15 protein-coding genes, 1 tRNA gene and 1 other RNA gene are annotated in these 16,640 nt (G+C 55.6%); 6 read left to right on the top strand and 11 right to left on the bottom strand.

Features of this window, described 5'->3' with window-relative positions; translation table 11 throughout:
• Nucleotides 1-10 precede the first annotated feature (10 nt).
• The 8 genes from IEX04_RS16890 to IEX04_RS16855 form a co-directional block, all read right to left on the bottom strand.
• The gene (locus IEX04_RS16890) at nt 11-406 is read right to left on the bottom strand and encodes a hypothetical protein (protein WP_229677216.1); all 396 of its coding nucleotides are present in this window, start codon (nt 404-406) and stop codon (nt 11-13) included.
• Nucleotides 407-528: 122 nt separating this feature from the next.
• On the bottom strand, nt 529-1,017 hold the full coding sequence (locus IEX04_RS16885) for a MarR family winged helix-turn-helix transcriptional regulator (protein WP_188687280.1): 489 nt from the start codon (nt 1,015-1,017) through the stop codon (nt 529-531).
• Between the two features lie 5 nt (nt 1,018-1,022).
• Nucleotides 1,023-2,630 carry a DHA2 family efflux MFS transporter permease subunit gene (locus tag IEX04_RS16880; protein ID WP_229677215.1) on the bottom strand — a complete coding sequence of 536 codons (1,608 nt, stop codon included), beginning with the start codon at nt 2,628-2,630 and terminating at the stop codon, nt 1,023-1,025.
• Nucleotides 2,631-2,792: 162 nt separating this feature from the next.
• Complete coding sequence (gene recR, locus IEX04_RS16875; protein WP_096254057.1) at nt 2,793-3,410, bottom strand: recombination mediator RecR; 618 nt, start codon at nt 3,408-3,410, stop codon at nt 2,793-2,795.
• A gap of 81 nt (nt 3,411-3,491) precedes the next feature.
• Entirely contained in the window at nt 3,492-6,869 is a 3,378-nt protein-coding gene (locus IEX04_RS16870; protein WP_188687279.1) for a DNA polymerase III subunit gamma and tau, read from the bottom strand.
• Nucleotides 6,870-6,878: 9 nt separating this feature from the next.
• Complete coding sequence (gluQRS, locus tag IEX04_RS16865; protein WP_096254060.1) at nt 6,879-7,799, bottom strand: tRNA glutamyl-Q(34) synthetase GluQRS; 921 nt, start codon at nt 7,797-7,799, stop codon at nt 6,879-6,881.
• Between the two features lie 27 nt (nt 7,800-7,826).
• An RNA gene (ffs, locus tag IEX04_RS16860) (signal recognition particle sRNA small type) lies at nt 7,827-7,923 on the bottom strand.
• Nucleotides 7,924-8,010: 87 nt separating this feature from the next.
• Entirely contained in the window at nt 8,011-9,534 is a 1,524-nt protein-coding gene (locus IEX04_RS16855; RefSeq protein ID WP_188687278.1) for an HNH endonuclease signature motif containing protein, read from the bottom strand.
• Between the two features lie 187 nt (nt 9,535-9,721).
• On the opposite strand from IEX04_RS16855, the gene IEX04_RS16850 reads away from it, so the two are divergent.
• The 3 genes from IEX04_RS16850 (at nt 9,722) to IEX04_RS16840 (ending at nt 11,151) form a co-directional block, all read left to right on the top strand.
• Nucleotides 9,722-9,806 (top strand) — tRNA-Ser (locus IEX04_RS16850).
• 125 nt (nt 9,807-9,931) lie between these two features.
• Nucleotides 9,932-10,303, top strand: coding sequence for a VOC family protein (locus IEX04_RS16845; RefSeq protein WP_188687277.1), 372 nt, complete (start codon nt 9,932-9,934; stop codon nt 10,301-10,303).
• Between the two features lie 83 nt (nt 10,304-10,386).
• On the top strand, nt 10,387-11,151 hold the full coding sequence (locus IEX04_RS16840; RefSeq protein ID WP_188687276.1) for a response regulator transcription factor: 765 nt from the start codon (nt 10,387-10,389) through the stop codon (nt 11,149-11,151).
• Nucleotides 11,152-11,399: 248 nt separating this feature from the next.
• Here IEX04_RS16840 and IEX04_RS16835 read toward each other — a convergent pair whose 3' ends face one another.
• The gene (locus tag IEX04_RS16835; protein ID WP_188687275.1) at nt 11,400-12,440 is read right to left on the bottom strand and encodes an isopenicillin N synthase family dioxygenase; all 1,041 of its coding nucleotides are present in this window, start codon (nt 12,438-12,440) and stop codon (nt 11,400-11,402) included.
• 259 nt (nt 12,441-12,699) lie between these two features.
• On the opposite strand from IEX04_RS16835, the gene IEX04_RS16830 reads away from it, so the two are divergent.
• On the top strand, nt 12,700-12,999 hold the full coding sequence (locus IEX04_RS16830; RefSeq protein ID WP_096254069.1) for a type II toxin-antitoxin system VapB family antitoxin: 300 nt from the start codon (nt 12,700-12,702) through the stop codon (nt 12,997-12,999).
• A 66-nt stretch (nt 13,000-13,065) separates the two neighbouring features.
• Complete coding sequence (locus IEX04_RS16825; RefSeq protein WP_188687274.1) at nt 13,066-13,698, top strand: LytR C-terminal domain-containing protein; 633 nt, start codon at nt 13,066-13,068, stop codon at nt 13,696-13,698.
• Nucleotides 13,699-13,721: 23 nt separating this feature from the next.
• On the opposite strand, the gene IEX04_RS16820 is transcribed toward IEX04_RS16825, so the two are convergent.
• Nucleotides 13,722-14,378 (bottom strand): DsbA family oxidoreductase, encoded by a 657-nt coding sequence (locus IEX04_RS16820; protein ID WP_188687273.1) that lies wholly within the window; start codon nt 14,376-14,378, stop codon nt 13,722-13,724.
• Between the two features lie 91 nt (nt 14,379-14,469).
• Between IEX04_RS16820 and IEX04_RS16815 the strand changes: the two genes are divergently transcribed.
• A complete protein-coding gene (locus tag IEX04_RS16815) occupies nt 14,470-15,126 on the top strand; it encodes a YoaK family protein (protein ID WP_188687272.1) in 657 nt (218 codons plus the stop codon).
• A gap of 59 nt (nt 15,127-15,185) precedes the next feature.
• Here IEX04_RS16815 and IEX04_RS16810 read toward each other — a convergent pair whose 3' ends face one another.
• Nucleotides 15,186-16,514, bottom strand: a complete 1,329-nt coding sequence (locus IEX04_RS16810) for an amino acid permease (protein WP_188687290.1) — start codon at nt 16,512-16,514, stop codon at nt 15,186-15,188.
• Nucleotides 16,515-16,640: the final 126 nt, after the last annotated feature.

Below are 16,640 nucleotides of genomic sequence, written 5' to 3'. Positions count from 1 at the left end.
GGGTGTTTGACTACAAGATCTGACTGGCTGGTGACCGTTTTTGAAAAATCAGAGCCATACCATCGCTAAATTGTGCCTTCCAATAGCGCCACTTCTCGGAGCCATTGACCGTGGGTTCTGCCGTAAGTTGGGCGCCGTTAAATTCACTGAACTCTGCGACCGTATTGACCCAGCTTTGTAAAGCACCCTCAAGATCCATGTTCAGCGTAGTAGAAACCGAGCCTTTAAAACTTCCATCGCTTGCTTGGCCGGGAACTCGACGGCCGATGTGCTGTTCATAAGCTATGGCTACCGATTGCGCCCACCAGCCCGGGTTTTCAGGGCCTGCGGGCATGAGCTGGTAAATCATTGAAGCAAGCGGTTTATGCGACAGATCTTTAGCGCCGGCAGAATCTAACTGCTCCATCCACTGCTCCCACGGCTTGCTAGTGGCCTTGGTGATCGCCTCGATGTTGCTGCTCTTAATCGCCATAAAATGAGTGTAGCCACACTCCAATAAAAAGGAGTGTGGCTACCACGTGGATCTTCTTACAGTTCCCGTAGATCCGCGTTGAGTCGTTCAAGTAGACCGGTGAGATGGGTCAGATCTGTATCGGACCACTTGGTGATCCGTTCGCGTAAATCATCACGCCAGTTCTGTAACCAGCCATGCCAGCGCTCCTTGGCAAGCTCGGTGGGCAAGAGGTTGAATACTCTTCGGTCGGTCTCGTCTACTTCCCGCTTGACTAGCTCAAGCTCTTCGAGCCGGGTCACCAGCCGGGAGAGCGTGGCCTTATCGGTCATGAGATGTTCGCAAATATCTGACTGGGTGGTGTTTCCCAATTTGAGGATCATCCCCAGCACCGGAACCGCCGCAGGGGGTAGCTTTTCGTCGAGTTTGGCTGCCATGGTGCGGCGGGACTTTGCGGTCACCGAAAGCAGAGTGAAAAGTTCCTGTTCGGCTGCCTCGAATAGCTGGCTACGATGAGTCCAAGACTGAGTTTCTTTCACGGTTTCCACGGTTTCCACAGTTTCCACAGCGACTAGGCGTCGGATTCCGTGATGGAAGCAGTCTCTGACTCTTCAGCCAAACGTTCGGTATTGGTTTTCTCGTTCAAGTGCTGATTAGGCAACAGGATCACTGCGACCAGGGTAATCAGCGCCAGTGGTGCGGCGAAGGCGAACAAGGAAGCAACACCGTCACCGTAGATTGATTCGAGGATCGAGCGCACTGGTTCTGGCAGGTTGGAAATGGTCGGCAAGGAACCGGAGCTCAACGATGCGCCAACCGCGGCGGCCTTATCGCCCAGTGAGGCAATGGCAGACGATAGTTCGCTCTGACGGTCGGCAATCATATTTGGAATGGTGACCGCAAGCAGTGCACCTAGTCCTGCGGTACCTGCGGTGCCGCCGAGGGTACGGAAGAAGTTCACCGAAGAAGATGCAACGCCCAGAATCTTAGGTTCCACGGCATTCTGCACGACAAGCACCATGTTCTGCATAACCAAACCAACGCCAGCGCCGAGAATGAACATGTACAAGCCCACCTGCCAGAAGGGGGTGTCATAGTGAATGGTTCCCAGTAGGTACAATCCGACAATCTGAAGTGCAGCTCCGGAGACGACAAGAGCTTTCCACTTGCCGTAGCGCGAGATTAGCGCACCGGCGATGGTGGAGATGACAAGCAAGCCGGCCATCATTGGGAATGTCATCAAGCCCGCCTGTGTGGCGCTGGCGCCACGGGCCATGATCATGTACTGGCTGAGGAATACCGTCGTACCGAACATTGAGATGCCCACGGCAAGCGAGGCAATCACTGCGAAGGTGAAGGTGCGGTTCTTGAATAGCTGAAGGGAGATCAGTGGTTCTGCGACCTTGAGTTCGACGAACACAAAGATTGCTAGCAAGATGACCGAGCCGACCAACATGAGATAGCTGGTGCTTGAGTTCCAATCGAATTCGCTACCACCCATGGACAACCAGATCAGCAACAGTGCCACGCCGGAGGAAAGAAGCATGATGCCCAAGTAGTCGATCTGCACCTTGCGCTTAGCGATGGCAGGAAGATTCAGCGTGCGTTGGATCAAGATAATGGCGACGACGGCAAAGGGAAGTGCTACGAAGAAGTTCCAGCGCCAATTGATGGTATCGGTGACGAAACCACCGATGAGCGGGCCACCTACGGTACCCAGTGCCATGACAGCGCCGAAGAGGCCCATGTACTTACCGCGTTCGCGTGGTGAAAGGATGTCGGCCATGACAATCTGGCTCAATGCGCCCATGCCACCGCCTGCGAGGCCCTGAATTACGCGCATGGAGATCAGGAATTCGGTGTTCTGCGCGAAGCCGGCTGCGGCCGAGGCGAGAACGAATAGTCCAAGGGAGATCTGCAACAGGAGTTTACGGTTGCCCAAGTCGGCGAGCTTACCCCAGATGGGGGTTGATATAGTGGTGGCGAGCAAGGTCGCGGTGACCACCCAGGTGTAGGCGGTCTGGCTACCATTCAGGTCCGAGACAATGACCGGAAGGGAGCTGGACACCACGGTGCCTGCAAGAATTGAAACGAACATGCCCATGAGCAAACCGGTCAGTGATTGAATAATCTGCCGGTGGCTCATCTTGGGTTTTGCGACCGGCGCTACTGCGGTCATGGCGACTCCAAAGGTCTAAAAATAAGGTTGATTGATATCAACTATATGACGATGGTTGACCATTATCAACCAATGTGGTTGAGTGCACATTCGTCAGACAAGTCAGCCCGGCTCAACACAAGGTTGGCCGGGCTGTAGCGAAGAAAAATCTTGCTGTTGATCTTAACCGCGCGAAGAACTCGGCGCAATGGTATTGCGGCGCCCTTCGAAGGCGCGTGCCAAGGTGACCTCATCGGCGTACTCCAGATCGCCACCCACCGGCAGCCCCGAGGCCAAACGGGTGATTTTGATGCCCAAAGGGCTCAGCTGACGAACCAGATAGATTGCAGTTGCCTCACCCTCTAAATTTGGGTCCGTAGCCAAGATCAGTTCGGTGATGGAACTGTCTCCTAAACGCGCAACTAGCTCACGAATGTGTAACTGTTCCGGGCCGATTCCAGCGATTGGGTTAATTGACCCGCCAAGCACGTGGTACTTGCCGTTAAAAGCCCGAGTACGTTCAATGGCCAGCACATCCTTGGATTCCTCCACAATGCAGATTTGGCTGGTATCGCGGCGTTCGTCGCGGCAGATCCCACAGGTTTCCTGCTCGGAAATGTTGAAACAGATTTCGCAGAAGCGAACCTTCTCCTTGGCCTGTTGGATGGAAGCGGCAAGGCGCGTCATATCCTCGGCGTCGGCATCAAGAATGTGAAAAGCGATGCGCTGCGCCGATTTAGGACCGATGCCGGGTAGCCGACCGAGCTCGTCGATCAGTTCCTGAACAGCACCTTCGTACACCTAATGCCCACTTTCCTGAGGGTTCAAACGTTTATTAATCACCGTGTTACACACTAGTGTCTCACTCCGACAAGATGCCGGTTAGAGCCCGCGCTTCATTTCAACGACATTGCCATTCACATCACGTTGTTCAATGACCAAACCGCCGAGCAAACGTTCCACCGCGGGCACTCCGATCAGCGCGGAATCCTCGACCTCGATATCATCCTCGCTGGGCGAGAAATCTTCGGGTTCCGCTGGCGCTGCACGGGCCACGCGATCCGGTGCACCCCAACCATTATCCGAACTGGTCTGCTGAGTGCTCGGTGCGTTGTCCTTCGACTGGCTCATGAGCTGCTGATAACGGCTCAACCTAGCGCCAGCTACCGGGGCTGGGGCTTCGGGCTGTTCATCCGATTCGCTTGGGGCACCCCAAGCTGGTGCAGATTCGGTCACCGGTTGGACCGCTGGCTTAGATGGCGTCGCAACTGTGGCTGCTACTGCAGGGGCCACCGGTGTCGCGGCTACCGGCTGTGGCTCAGGCTCACGGATCACCTTGGACTCGAAAGTATCGGTGGTGCTGCCTGGATGCAATGGGGTCTCCGAGACCGGACGAGAAATCGCCGGGCTCGGCACCTCGGACTGGCGTGCGCTTAATCCGGCGGTCAACCGAGGGCGAGGTGCCACCGGCGGACCGTCGAAGGAGCGTGATTCGGTAGCTCGCGGAGCATGGATTACCGGTTCCACCACGGCAGGCGATAACGAAGATGGTTCGCTTACCTGCGGCGCGGTGGTTGGCTCGGGCCGTGGTGAAGCCACGGAAACCGGTGCCGAGGTAGGACCGCTTGTCGCATATCCGTCATCGGGATAGGGCGGCTCATCCATGTATGGTTCATCCAGCGGTGGCGGGACGTCATCATAGTTGCTGACGTACCCGCTGTCCTTAGCCGGAGCCGGCTTGTTTATAGGTGCTGTTGAACGCGCTGACTCCGGACGGGAAACCGCGGGTTGAGCTGCTGAAGGAGGTGTTTGTGGGCGTGCAGGAGCGTTGGGCGTAACCCCAGCGTTCGGAGCCTGTACGTTGTTGGCTACTGCTGGGGCGGACGCCGGTGTTGGCCGGCGTTCACCTTTTGGGGAACCACCACCGGCGGTTGCCGACCCACCCTCGGTCAGTACGACCTCAATTTGTTGACCTGCCACCTGACAAAGGACGCCCACCAAGATTTGCATCATGTCTGGGCGATTACGCAGATTGACGATGGGGCCGGTATTGCTGAAGGCAAGGGTCAACGTGCGACCATCAAATCCTGCCACCGAACCATAATTGGCAACCACCGAGTGAAGTACTCGTGAGCTTGACTGCAACTGCTCCAAGATGGCGGGCCACGCCTGTTGGAACTTCTGCACCGGGGTTGAGGCATTTGGCGCCTGTTGCTGAGGTGCGGCCTGCTGCTGATGCTGCTGCTGAGCTTGCGCTCGTTGCTGCGCTTCAGCTTGTTCGCGGGCAGCTTTTTCCTGCGCGTCGCGCTGCTCGGCGGCGGCACGTTGCTCAGCCTGCTCACGGGCGGCTTTTTCCTGCGCTTCGCGCTGCTCAGCCTGCTCACGGGCAGCCTGTTCCTCAGCCTGCCGGAGATCCTCGGGGCGTTGCTGGTTAGCGGCTGGAGCCGATGCTTCTTGTTGTTGCAACGGTTCGCGCTGAACTTGTGGCTGAGCCTGCGCCGGCGGCGACTGTTGCTGAGTTGGCTGCTGACGGTTCTCAGCTGTACGGCGTGCAAACTCGGCCATGGCTGGGTTTTGCTTCACATCATCGATGGAAACCCCCGTACCGAAGGAGAGATCTTCACCGGCTGCCGGGTCTGGAATCAGACTAAACGGGGCCACACCTTCTGGGCGTGCCTCAGGAACGCTCGGACCAGGCTGGACCGGAGTGGTGACCGGGTGCAGATCTTCCTTAGGGCCCCACGTGGCACCCCAATCGGCGGCTTCCCCGGTATTCAGCGAGCGAGCCGCATCTGGATCTAACGGAGCGTTAATATCTGGCTCGCCCTGCGCGGCCGGAGCCTGCGATTCGGGCTGTGTCTGAACTTCTTGCTGCGTTTGCTGCTGCACGTTGGCAGCATGCTGTGCTGGTGCCGCTTGCTGAGGCGCAGGGGACTGCTCAGAGACAGCAGCTGTTTCTACCCCGCCGTTACGACCCTTGGCTGCTGCGAGAGCTTCACGAACAGCAGCCGCACCCTGACGAGCAGCCGCCGGAGACGGAGTCGCTGATGAAGACTGAACTGGCATCTCGCCTTCAGGCAGCTCGGGAAGCGCGCCGCCGGAGATCGCGTGGCGTTCGAGTCGGTCGAGCCGGGCAGCAAAGGCGCTTGCCGAATTTTCGGCACCCGGGAGCATCAAGCGTGCCGCCAGTAGCTCCAGGTGCAACCGAGGCGAAGTTGCCCCGTTCATCTCGCTCAGGGCCTGATTTGTTACGTCGGCCCAACGACTCAGCTCACCGGCGCCGACAAGCGAGGCTTGTAAATGCAACGACTCCAACTGGTCGGCAGGAGTGCCACGTAAGATTTTCTCCAGACCTTCGGGCATCGCTTTGGCAATGATCAGGTCTCGCATGCGTTCAAGCAGGTCTTCAACGAAACGGCGTGGATCCAAACCGGTCTGGATGATGCGGTCAATGGCTCCAAAGAGGGAAGCACCATTGCTTTCATGCAGGGAGAGAATCACCCCATCGAGCAGGGTCGAATGGGTGTAGCCGAGTAAAGCAATCGCAGTCTCGTAGTCCACTCCACCTTCGCGGGCACCGGCCATAAGTTGGTCTAGAACCGAGAGGGTGTCGCGTACCGAACCGCCGCCGGCACGGATTACCAGGGGCAATACACTGTCGGCGACCACCACATTTTCGCGCTCGCAGAGCACCTTGAGATAGTCCAAAAGGGCCTCGGGAGGCACTAAACGGAACGGGTAATGATGGGTGCGTGAACGGATAGTGCCAATGACCTTTTCAGGTTCCGTAGTCGCAAAAATGAACTTGATATGTGCTGGCGGCTCTTCAACGATTTTCAGCAGGGCGTTAAAGCCCGCCGAAGTGACCATATGGGCCTCATCAATAATAAAAATCTTGTAGCGGTCGCGGGTAGGCGCGAAAGTAGCGCGTTCGCGCAGATCACGTGCGTCTTCCACACCGCCGTGGCTGGCCGCGTCAATTTCAATCACATCGAGAGAACCTGGGCCACCATTAGCCAGCTCCACACAACTTGGACACGTGCCACATGGGGTTGGCGTAGGGCCCTGTTCGCAGTTCAGGCAGCGCGCCAGAATTCGAGCGCTCGTGGTTTTGCCGCAACCGCGTGGTCCGGAAAAGAGATAGGCGTGGTTGACACGGTTCTTTTCCAAAGCCGTCATCAGTGGGGCCGTGACATGTTCCTGCCCGATAACCTCGGCAAAAGTGTCTGGACGGTATCTGCGATAAAGCGCTGTACTCACACCGGTACCCTATCGGTTGCGCGATGCCGGAGGCATCAACTGGTCGACAATAAATTCTGGTTCTACAACCCAAGGCTCGCGAGGCAAGTCATCAGGGTTGAAGGAGTCCAAAGCGGCCTGCAAAGACGTTCCGGGCAAGCCCAACGACTCTAACAAGTAGGCGCGGATCTGGGCACCATTTACCCCTTTTTCGGAGAGGTCTTCGAGCGTTACGGCACCATCGCGTTTAGCGAGCCTTTGGCCTTGGGAATTCAATGCTAGAGGAACATGGGCGTAGGTCGGAATTGGCATTCCGAGTAGCTGAGCCAGATACGCCTGGCGTGGGGCGGAAGACAAAAGGTCATCTCCGCGCACGACTTGGTCGATGCCGTAGGCACCGTCATCAACTACCACCGCAAGGTTGTAGGCAGGGGACCCGTCGTTGCGTAGCAACACAAAATCGTCAACGACTCCGGTGTACTGGCCAAAAATTACATCGTGAACAGTGAACTGAGCGACCGCCGCACGCAGACGCAGTGCTGCTGGACGTTCCTTGGCTTTTTCGGCTCGTTCTTCGGGGCTCAGATTTCGGCAAGTACCAGGATAGGCGCCCGGGGCAGCATGCGGTGCGCTGGCAGCTTCGGAAATATCTTTACGTGTGCAAAAGCACTCGAAGAGTAGGTCTTTGTCCCGAAGCGATTGAATCGCATCGAGGTAGACGGGTAGACGCTCGCTTTGACGTACCAGCGGTGAATCGAATTCGAGGCCGATAGCGGCAAGCTCGGAAAGCTGTTGTTCTTCGGCTCCGGAGCGCACACGGTCTAGGTCTTCAACGCGCAATAAGCATTGGCGATCGGTGGACTTGGCGAAAAGCCAAGCAAGAATAGCCGTGCGTAAGTTGCCCAAGTGGAGTTGCCCAGTCGGGCTTGGGGCGAAACGACCAACGCCCACGCGAACTCCATTCGGCTTGCTAGAAAAATAAAAGACCCCTCATGCACCTGCCAGAGCCCATCTACCCTTGCTACCTTCCGGTCCTGGGGGAGTTCAACAGGATGACACCACACGAGGGGTCATAGAAGATACTACCCGAGAGTTGGGGGTGGATAAAAATCGGCAGGCGTGCGCTTGCTCTCAACCCGGGGAAGAGATTGATGAGGTCAGCTCACACGACTTCCGCGTCCGGCGGGTCATACCAGCCAAGTACTCTCCGTATTCGAGCAGGCAACTCAGACGCCGGGAGCATCGGAGTCTGGTTCCGCTCAAAGTCGAAGTTCTGCACACTGGTGACACTGCCAGGAAGTTCCACCTGCAAGATTCCGTTCGGTGAGCGCCAATTAACCGATCCGTCGGGCATATATGTGGACTGCCAACCGAGCGCGTGTTTAAACATTTGATGACGTTTGCACAATAACTGTGAATTAGTTCGGTTCGTATGTCCGCCTTTGGCCCAGTCATCAACATGATCGATTTCGCTGGATTCAGGTAGTCGGTTGCATCCGGGGAACCTGCAGTGGTTATCGCGTTCTCGCAATAAATCTTTGAGTGCCTTGGACGGTCGATATCTACGCCTACCCACGTCAATTACCGCACCCGACCACGGGTCGGTGAGTACTGCCATCAGCGAGGGAGCGTCTTTCGCTACGCGCAAGGCGGCTCCGATGCCAATCGGTCCGTATCCTTCAAGATCCGCCAGCGTCCTAGATGGATCTGCGAGCATCTGCAGGGCTGGAATGGTCAACGATACGCGAGCCTTAAGTGGTGTGCCCTCGCTGGCTGGCCAGCCGTCCAAGATGGCATCGCGAAGGATATCCGCACGGCGTTGTTGTTCGTTACGCAGATCCTCTGGATCATCGTGGTTGCGGGCATGCCAGTTGACCGTGTTGAGGATCGCCAGTGCATCCTCTGCGGGAATGCGTAGTTGGAGCACCGCCATCCCGTCCGCTTCCGGCCACCAGATGACCGAACGGGTTTCGCGGCCCCTGTCATGACGCTCATCCACTGGTTCTGGCAAGAAACGTTCGCGCATCTTACGCGCACGGTCTTTCACCGAGCGATCCGAACCGGTGCGAGCAATGGGAAGCAGTACCTGTTGCAGTTGCTGGACATTATCAGGTTCGAGGTCTTGAGACTGAGCGACGATTTCGGTGGCACTTTTGGTAGTGATGGTGCCTTGGCTCAGTTCGTTGAGAGTCTCTTTACAGAGATAACGTAATCCCTCAGCGGTGAAAAGTCTGTTTTGGGTAATGCGATCACTTTGACGCAAGGCACCGGCGGCTTCGGCAATAAATGAGGCTCGCACCAACGGTTCCGACTGCGGGTCTACACCAAAGCGTTCTGCGGCTTGGGTTTGAAGCGGGTCCTCGATCAGAAATTCTTGAGTACCTGTTTGCGCCGCCTGCTTGGTTGCCAATTCGTAGGTGTCGGCTAGTAGCACAGCCTCTGCAGCGTCAAGCATGCTGCGCGCTTGGCCAAGGAGCTTTAACTGGTTTAGTCCGCTGTCAGGTTCGATGGCTCTGCCCGATTGATGGAGTTCCTTGGTGATGGCTGCCAGTTGCGCGAAGATCGTATCCTGCTCAATATTGGCAGCCCACATGCCGTCGGTACCTGGATCTGTTCTGGTGCCCGGCGGACTGATATGGAGACGATGCGCATCATCGTCGTTATGAAATACCTCTCGTTTGTTCATGTTTTAAGTGTCTAATGGGTGCCAGGGTTGAAGTCGGAAGCTTTTACCAGATGTGGATAAAGGCCAAAATCCCCTAAAGTTAGGCAATTTTATGTATCGGATAACCGCATAATGATTGCTGAAGTTCTCGATTCGTGATTGTGGCGATATTTAGATATGCTGGTACCTGCTCCACGGAGCAAACTGAGGAGGATTCGCCTAGCGGCCTATGGCGCACGCCTGGAACGCGTGTTGGGTTAACGCCCTCAGGGGTTCAAATCCCCTATCCTCCGCCGATGAAAACCCCCGAGAAATCGGGGGTTTTCGTGTTTAAGCTCGATTCCAGGGGTAGCATCCCTAAGTATGAGGTGCTCGCGCGAGACGATGGGTCGTTTCGCCGTAGGTTTGGAGGATTTTTATGAGTTGCAGGTTCGCAGAACTCGCCATTGATTGTAAAAATCCGGTCCTCATTGCCCGGTTTTGGGCTGAAGCACTCGACTTCTCGGTGCTCTCCGAGGAAGCTGGCTTAGTGACTATTGGGCCTGCTGAAAAAGCATCGCTAGGTCCACACCCTGTGTTGACCTTCGCGCAGGTTCCAGAAGAAAAGTCAGCGAAGAACCGGCTACATATAGATGTTCGCCCGATTGCCTGCACGCAAGATGAAGAAGTTGAGCGGCTACTATCGCTGGGCGCAACGTACCCTGAAGCTGATGCGAGAGATGTTTCATGGGTTATCCTTCTTGACCCTGAAGGCAACGAATTTTGCGTCCTCAGATCGCAGGAGCTGTAGTGCCAGCTCTCGGTCAACCTGCCTAGGCCGTCCGGTAGCATGGTTTCTCACGTGGATAGTGAGGGCTATCACTAATTGGGGGTGTGGCTGGCTTGGTTGGGGAAAATCGTAAGGCAGTCGTCATTGAGCACGAATTTGAGACCCGAGCAGTCTTGTCTCGAATGCTCAAACACGTGGGATTTGTTGTTCAAGAAGCCTCAACAGGCGAGGAAGGCGTCGATCTAGCCACGCGGAGTAATCCAGAAGTAATTGTGGTGGGGTATGGCCTTCGAGATATTGACGGGCACGAAACTCTGCGGAGGATCTCTGCACGAGTTAATGCGCTGCTACTAGCGGTGCTTGAAACAAATGATGAGTTTGAAGTGGTTCACGCCTATGACTCCGGTGCTGACGGCGTAGTTGCGAAGCCGATAAAAAAGCGAGAATTTAGGGCGCGTGTAGATTCCTTCGTCCGGCGGCAAGATAACATCAATAATTTGCTCGCCTTGCGCGAGCGGCGTGCGGACCAGATCCTTCGCCATCGAAACCTTGCGCTCAACGTTGTGACCTGGCAGGTGACGATTGACGACGTGCCGGTTAAACTGACTGCTACTGAATTTTCGCTGTTGCGCGCGCTGTTGGTGTATCCCGGGCATGTGCGAAGCAAGAAGGAGCTCGCTCGCATTCTGGGTGATGAAGATGAACTGGACGCAGTGGACTTATATGTGTCACCGGCAGCCGTGCGCAGCATTGAAGTGCATATTGCAAATCTCAGGCGCAAACTAGGCGATTCGGCGCGCGAAGAACGGTGGATCGAGACGGTACGCGGTGTGGGGTACCGAATGATTGGGCCTCACGAAACCGAGTAATACTGGCTGGATAATTCTTGAGCTGATCTTGAGCTGTAGATGGCGTCAACTTGAGACTCATCGAGCACAATGATGTCCATGGCTTTGGGCCAGACGGGGCGAAGTACTGAATCAGATTAGGACTTGGGGGACTAATCGACTGTCGAGCAGACGGTTCTCTATACAGATACCCGTTTAAGTGAGTGAAGGCTTCGAAATAGTAGCGCAATACTATTTCGAAGCCCTCACACTTCAGCGGAAATCCGTGACTAGACAGATGCCTTTGGGCTGCTCAATTCTGGGTAATGAATTGCAGCGGTTTGTGGGTGAGCGCGCAACCAACCCTTGAGCACATTGGCACCATACGAAGCGAGCATCGGGTTCTGTGGATCATCGGAGATTCCACGCGCTTGCGCTGCAAGCGCTGCCGGTAGCTGCACCTTGTCGATCACCGCATCTAAACGTGGGGAATAGAAGAACGGTACGGAGTAACGGTCCACGCCGGCTGGCGGAGCGATCACCCGGTGAATGGTTGCCATCAGGTATCCATCGGTGGCTACTTCGAGCATTTCGCCGAGGTTGACCACTAAAGCGCCGGGGGTAGGTGGCACCGCAATCCACTCTTCTTGGCCGTATGGCTGCACCTGCAGGCCACCAACTTGGTCTTGCAATAGCAGGGTTACAAAACCGTAGTCAGCATGCAGACCCACGCCTTGGTTGCCGGACTCCGGAACCACGTCGCCTGAGACATAATGTACTAGTTTGCCCATCCACGAGGGAGTCTTAGCGAAGGGTTCATCAAAATGATCTTCGGGAAGCCCCATACCAACGGCAAGCGCAGAGAGTAATTCGTGACCGGTCTGATTCATCAGTTCCGCCCACTGCATGGCTCGTTCCTCGAGCTGTGGGAAATCTTCTGGGAACTGGTTCGGCCCCTGTAGATTCAAGAATGGCTTGTCGCTCGGCACCTCGGAGAGAGTCTCACGTGCCGGACCGTAATCAATCTGTTCGCGGGCGTCTGCGCGGCCCCGGGTGATCTCGGTGCCCATGCGGGTGTAACCGCGGAACTGGGCACTGTTTCGGTTGTCGAGCTTGATCTTCTCTTCGACTGGTTTTTTGAAGAACTCCGCAATGGTGTCTAAGAGTTCCTGATCCTGGTTTTCCTTGGAACCGTAACCCACGATCTGAAAGAAACCTACGCGATGCGCAGCATCGCGTAGCGCTGCTACGAAGGCTTCATTAAAGCTTCCATCGACGTTACGTGCGGTAGAGATATCGAGGACTGGGATCTCGGTGACTACGTTGTTCATACATCAAGCGTGCACCCAAAAACACAATTGTTACTAGCGTCCGTTACGCCGAGTTCCGCCAAGTTTCACCCGTCGTAACAATCCTTGCTTTTTGCTTAACAAAGTCCCATCATTAGCGATTGCAATTCGCTAAACGGTTTTCTCGGTAGTGGGTGCTGTCTGGCCCGTTATCTCTTCGCATGTCGGTTTCAGAGTGGAAGAATGTGCGTTCTGCGCAGGGCAAAGTGTTTTTGCTGGCAGTTGTACATATGCTTAGAGAGTGATTTTTCGAGCCGTGGGCGATTCGCGTCCATACCCAGCGCATGAGTTATCCACCTCTCGGCAATGGAGCGAGATTCCTCCGCAGCAGGTGAAACTCGACGAGCTGGTGACCACCAAAACAGTGCTTGACTTATCGGCACTGCTTTCCGAGGACTCAACCTTCTACGGAGATCTGTTCCCGCACGTGGTGCGCTGGCAGGGAACTCTGTATCTGGAAGATGGGTTGCACCGAGCCTTGCGTTCTGCGTTGCACCATCGAGCAATAATCCATGCAAGGGTATTGGATCTTGAAGGCTAACGGGTAGGCTTCGACTCAAGATAGCCTCACGTCGCAGGCCGAAGGGTGCGCAGGGAAGGTGGGTTTATGACCGAGCCGAAGGATCGTCGCGATCCGAGCAGCTGGCATGGGCAACACATCGTCAGCGAAGCAGAGCTGGCCTTTCAATCCGATGGGCAGGCCAAAAAGCGTCGCCGCAGTCGACAGAACGTGGTTTTTACGGTCATGGCCTCGCTGGTCGTGGTCGTTTTTGTGGTTTCAGTGCTGATATTCACCGGCAACTGGCCCTGGAATAAAGACCAAACACCACAGGCAGCAAGCGATGCTCCGGCGAATATCGAAAATCCGGTATGCCCTGATGTGAACTTTAAAGTACAAGACCCGGGCACAGTGATGGTCCGCGTACTGAATACCACCGGTGAGTCAGGATTAGCTGGGTCCACCGCCGAACGTCTTAAGGAGCGCGGCTTCACCATTACCTCGGTCACCGAATCGGCCAGTGACTACGCCGATGAGGTGGGAGCGGTGATTGCCGGTCCCAAAGGTTATGCGCAAGCGCTGAGCATACAACGACAAGTCCCCGGTGCGGTGTTCGTCTTTGACAAAGACCGCCGCGATGATCGCATAGATTTAGAGGTCGGTGCCAAGTTCGAAGGACTGGAAAAGGAGCGCAAGTTGAATGACGCTCCCGGAAAGCTTCGCTGCGCCGAATCAAAATAGCGGCAGCGAAGCACCGGTGGAATCTAGCTGACGGTTTCGGCGTGAACCTGAGTTAGCGCGTTGGTGAAAGCCTCGGCAGGCTGCGCTCCGGAGATCCCGTATTTGCCGTCAATAACAAAGAATGGCACTCCGCTGATGCCCAACTGACGAGCCTGCTCGATATCTGCATTGACTTCTTCGGCGTATTTCTGCGAACTCAGCGTCTGCGCGGTAGCGGTCTCATCGAGTCCCACCTCCGCAGCGAGCTTGGCAAGAACTTGGCGGTCTCCGGTATCCAGACCGCGCTCGAAATGTGCCGAAAGCAAGGTCTCTTTCATCTCATTGCCCTTGGATTCGGTCTTGGCCTGCTCAAGTACGCGCAGTGCGGTGAAAGAGTTAGCCGGACGCAACTGGTCAAATCTGTAGTTGAGTCCTTCGCCGGCGGCCTGCTCGGTGACATGTTCCAACATGCCCTTCACCTGCTCCGGATCCATGCCCTTGACCTGGGAGAGGTACTGCACCTCATCACCGTCATAGTGTTCGGGCAGGCTTGGGTCCAACTGGTATGCATGCCAATAAACATCCACATTGTCGGAGAACTCAAATTCTTCGACACCCTTTTCAAAGCGGCGCTTTCCAATGAAGCACCAAGGGCAGGCAATATCGGACCAGATGTCCACACGGACTCGTTTTTCACTCATGTAAGTTTCAACGACTTGGAGTCCTGCAACATTCCCGATAGCCAAGTGGCAAGATAGAAGCCAAACGAAGCTCGAGGCAGTCAGGAGGAAAGTGGCCAAGTCATTGAGCTATAAAGGGATCTTCTTTGCGGGTGGGATCACCATGATGGCCGGTTTTGTCGATGGTGTGGGATTTTTGCATTTCTCCGGATATTTCCTCTCCTTTATGTCTGGAAACTCAACACGTTCTTCCGCTGCACTTGCAACTGGTGACGTAAATGGTTGGTTGCTGGCGATGGGTTTTGTGGCCAGCTTCGTTCTCGGGGTGATCCTTGCGACGCTGATTTCTGCCAAAGCGTCGCGCTTCAGGCGGCCCAGGGTGATGTATCTATCTGGGGCGCTCTTATTGGTCGCTGCGATTTTGGGATCATCGGGAGAAATAGCGACGGCTTGTTTGCTGGCAGCGGCCATGGGGGCAGTCAACGTTAGCTATACCCGCTCCGGGGAAGTGTCGTTGGGGTTGACCTATATGACCGGGACGCTGGTGAAGCTTGGACAGCACCTGGCAGGAGCCTTATCTGGGGCAAATCGAACCTTGTGGGTTCCTTACGCGATCCTCTGGGCCATGATTACCCTCGGTTCGGTATGCGGTGCGTTTGCCTATTTGCAGTTTGGGCTAGCGGCGTTATGGTTGGTGGCTCTGGGCATGCTTGGTTGGGCGAGCCTCGGATTGATACGTGAACGACGTCTGATTATCGGCGCGCGCTGAACACAAAAAATCCGCCAGGTGATAAACGTGGCGGATTTTTTGGTTATAGACGGTTTAGCTTATTTGCTTGAGGCAAGCTCATCTTGCGGTGTACGCACGAGGAATTTATAGGCCAGACCAAGCAAGACTAGCCAACCGGCACCGGCGTAAAGTGCGACGCGAGTCTCCGCACTCAAAGCCAGCAGTACGACCACAAAGGCCATAAATACCAACGCAATCCAAGCACTGATGGTGCCGCCGGGAACCGTGAATCCACGTTCGAGAGCAACGCTCTTTTTGTCCTCACGGCGCATCGCCAAGTAGGAGGTGAGAATCATGATCCACACCCAAACCGTCGCGAAGGTGGCGATCGAGGCGATGATCATGAACAGCGATTCTGGCAGCAGGGCGTTGAGAACTACGCCGACCAGCAACACCAAGGACATGATGACTACCGTCATCCACGGCACTCCATGGCGGGAGATTTTTGCGAAGGAAGCCGGAGCATGGCCTTCTCGTGACATCGCAAACATCATGCGTCCGGCACCAAAGGTATCGGCATTGATCGCAGACACTGCGGCAGTAATAACCACTGCATTTAATATGTGTGCAGCAGCAGGCAGGCCCAGTGCATCAAAGATCTGCACGAATGGTGAGGCTGATCCATCGATCTGACGCCAGTCGAAGAGCATCATGACTACGGCAAGCGATGCTACGTAGAACAGCAGGATGCGCCAGGGCACGGTGTTGATCGCAGCTGGTACAGACTTCGCTGGATCTTCGGCCTCACCGGCGGTGATTCCAATGGTTTCGATGCCACCGAAGGCGAACATCACTACAGCGAACGACAGAAGTAGCCCCATGAATCCATTAGGAAATAGCGTGCCGGCGCTCATTAAGGTTGCAAAACCAGTAGCTGTTTCCGAACCCGGTGCGGTGAAACCGAAGACGATTAATGCCGCGCCACCGATGATCATCGCAATGATTGCGGTGACCTTGATGACTGCCAACCAGAACTCGGTTTCGCCAAAGACCTTAACCTTCATCAAGTTGATGACCGCGATCAGTAGCACCACGGCAAGAACCCAGATCCACTGTGAGACCTGCGGGAACCAGAAACGCATGTAAATACCGAAAGCGGTCACGTCGGCAATGGCAACGATCGCCATCTCGAAGGTGAAGGTCCAGCCGGTGACAAACCCGGCGAAGCGGCCTAGATAGCGCGACGCGTAGTGTGCAAAAGAACCAGAAACCGGATGCTTCACCGCCATCTCGCCCATGGCGCGCATGACGATAAATACCGCCGCGCCACCAATCATGTAGGCGAAGAGTACTGCCGGTCCGGCGGCCTGGATGGCAGCGGAGGAACCGTAGAACAATCCGGTACCAATGGCAGAGCCAAGTGCCATGAAGCGGATGTGGCGGGCCGTGAGCCCGCGGGCGAGAGAGCCCTTAATATCGGTCACGATGAAAATCTCGGATCTTGTTTGAGGTGCATGTGATCAGTGGCTGTGCGCGTGATTCAAAGAATTTAA

It is taken from the genome of Glutamicibacter ardleyensis, from assembly GCF_014644555.1.
Classification (GTDB): Bacteria; Actinomycetota; Actinomycetes; order Actinomycetales; family Micrococcaceae; genus Glutamicibacter; species Glutamicibacter bergerei.
This window is presented reverse-complemented; position numbering and strand designations above follow the sequence as displayed.

Coding starts and splice junctions, on each gene's coding strand:
- IEX04_RS16835 (WP_188687275.1), bottom strand. CDS start 12,440: ATGAACAACGTAGTCACCGAGATCCCAGTCCTCGATATCTCTACCGCA.
- IEX04_RS16845 (WP_188687277.1), top strand. CDS start 9,932: ATGAGTTGCAGGTTCGCAGAACTCGCCATTGATTGTAAAAATCCGGTC.
- IEX04_RS16810 (WP_188687290.1), bottom strand. CDS start 16,514: ATGGCACTTGGCTCTGCCATTGGTACCGGATTGTTCTACGGTTCCTCC.
- IEX04_RS16890 (WP_229677216.1), bottom strand. CDS start 406: ATGGAGCAGTTAGATTCTGCCGGCGCTAAAGATCTGTCGCATAAACCG.
- IEX04_RS16825 (WP_188687274.1), top strand. CDS start 13,066: ATGACCGAGCCGAAGGATCGTCGCGATCCGAGCAGCTGGCATGGGCAA.
- IEX04_RS16855 (WP_188687278.1), bottom strand. CDS start 9,534: ATGAACAAACGAGAGGTATTTCATAACGACGATGATGCGCATCGTCTC.
- IEX04_RS16820 (WP_188687273.1), bottom strand. CDS start 14,378: ATGAGTGAAAAACGAGTCCGTGTGGACATCTGGTCCGATATTGCCTGC.
- IEX04_RS16880 (WP_229677215.1), bottom strand. CDS start 2,630: ATGACCGCAGTAGCGCCGGTCGCAAAACCCAAGATGAGCCACCGGCAG.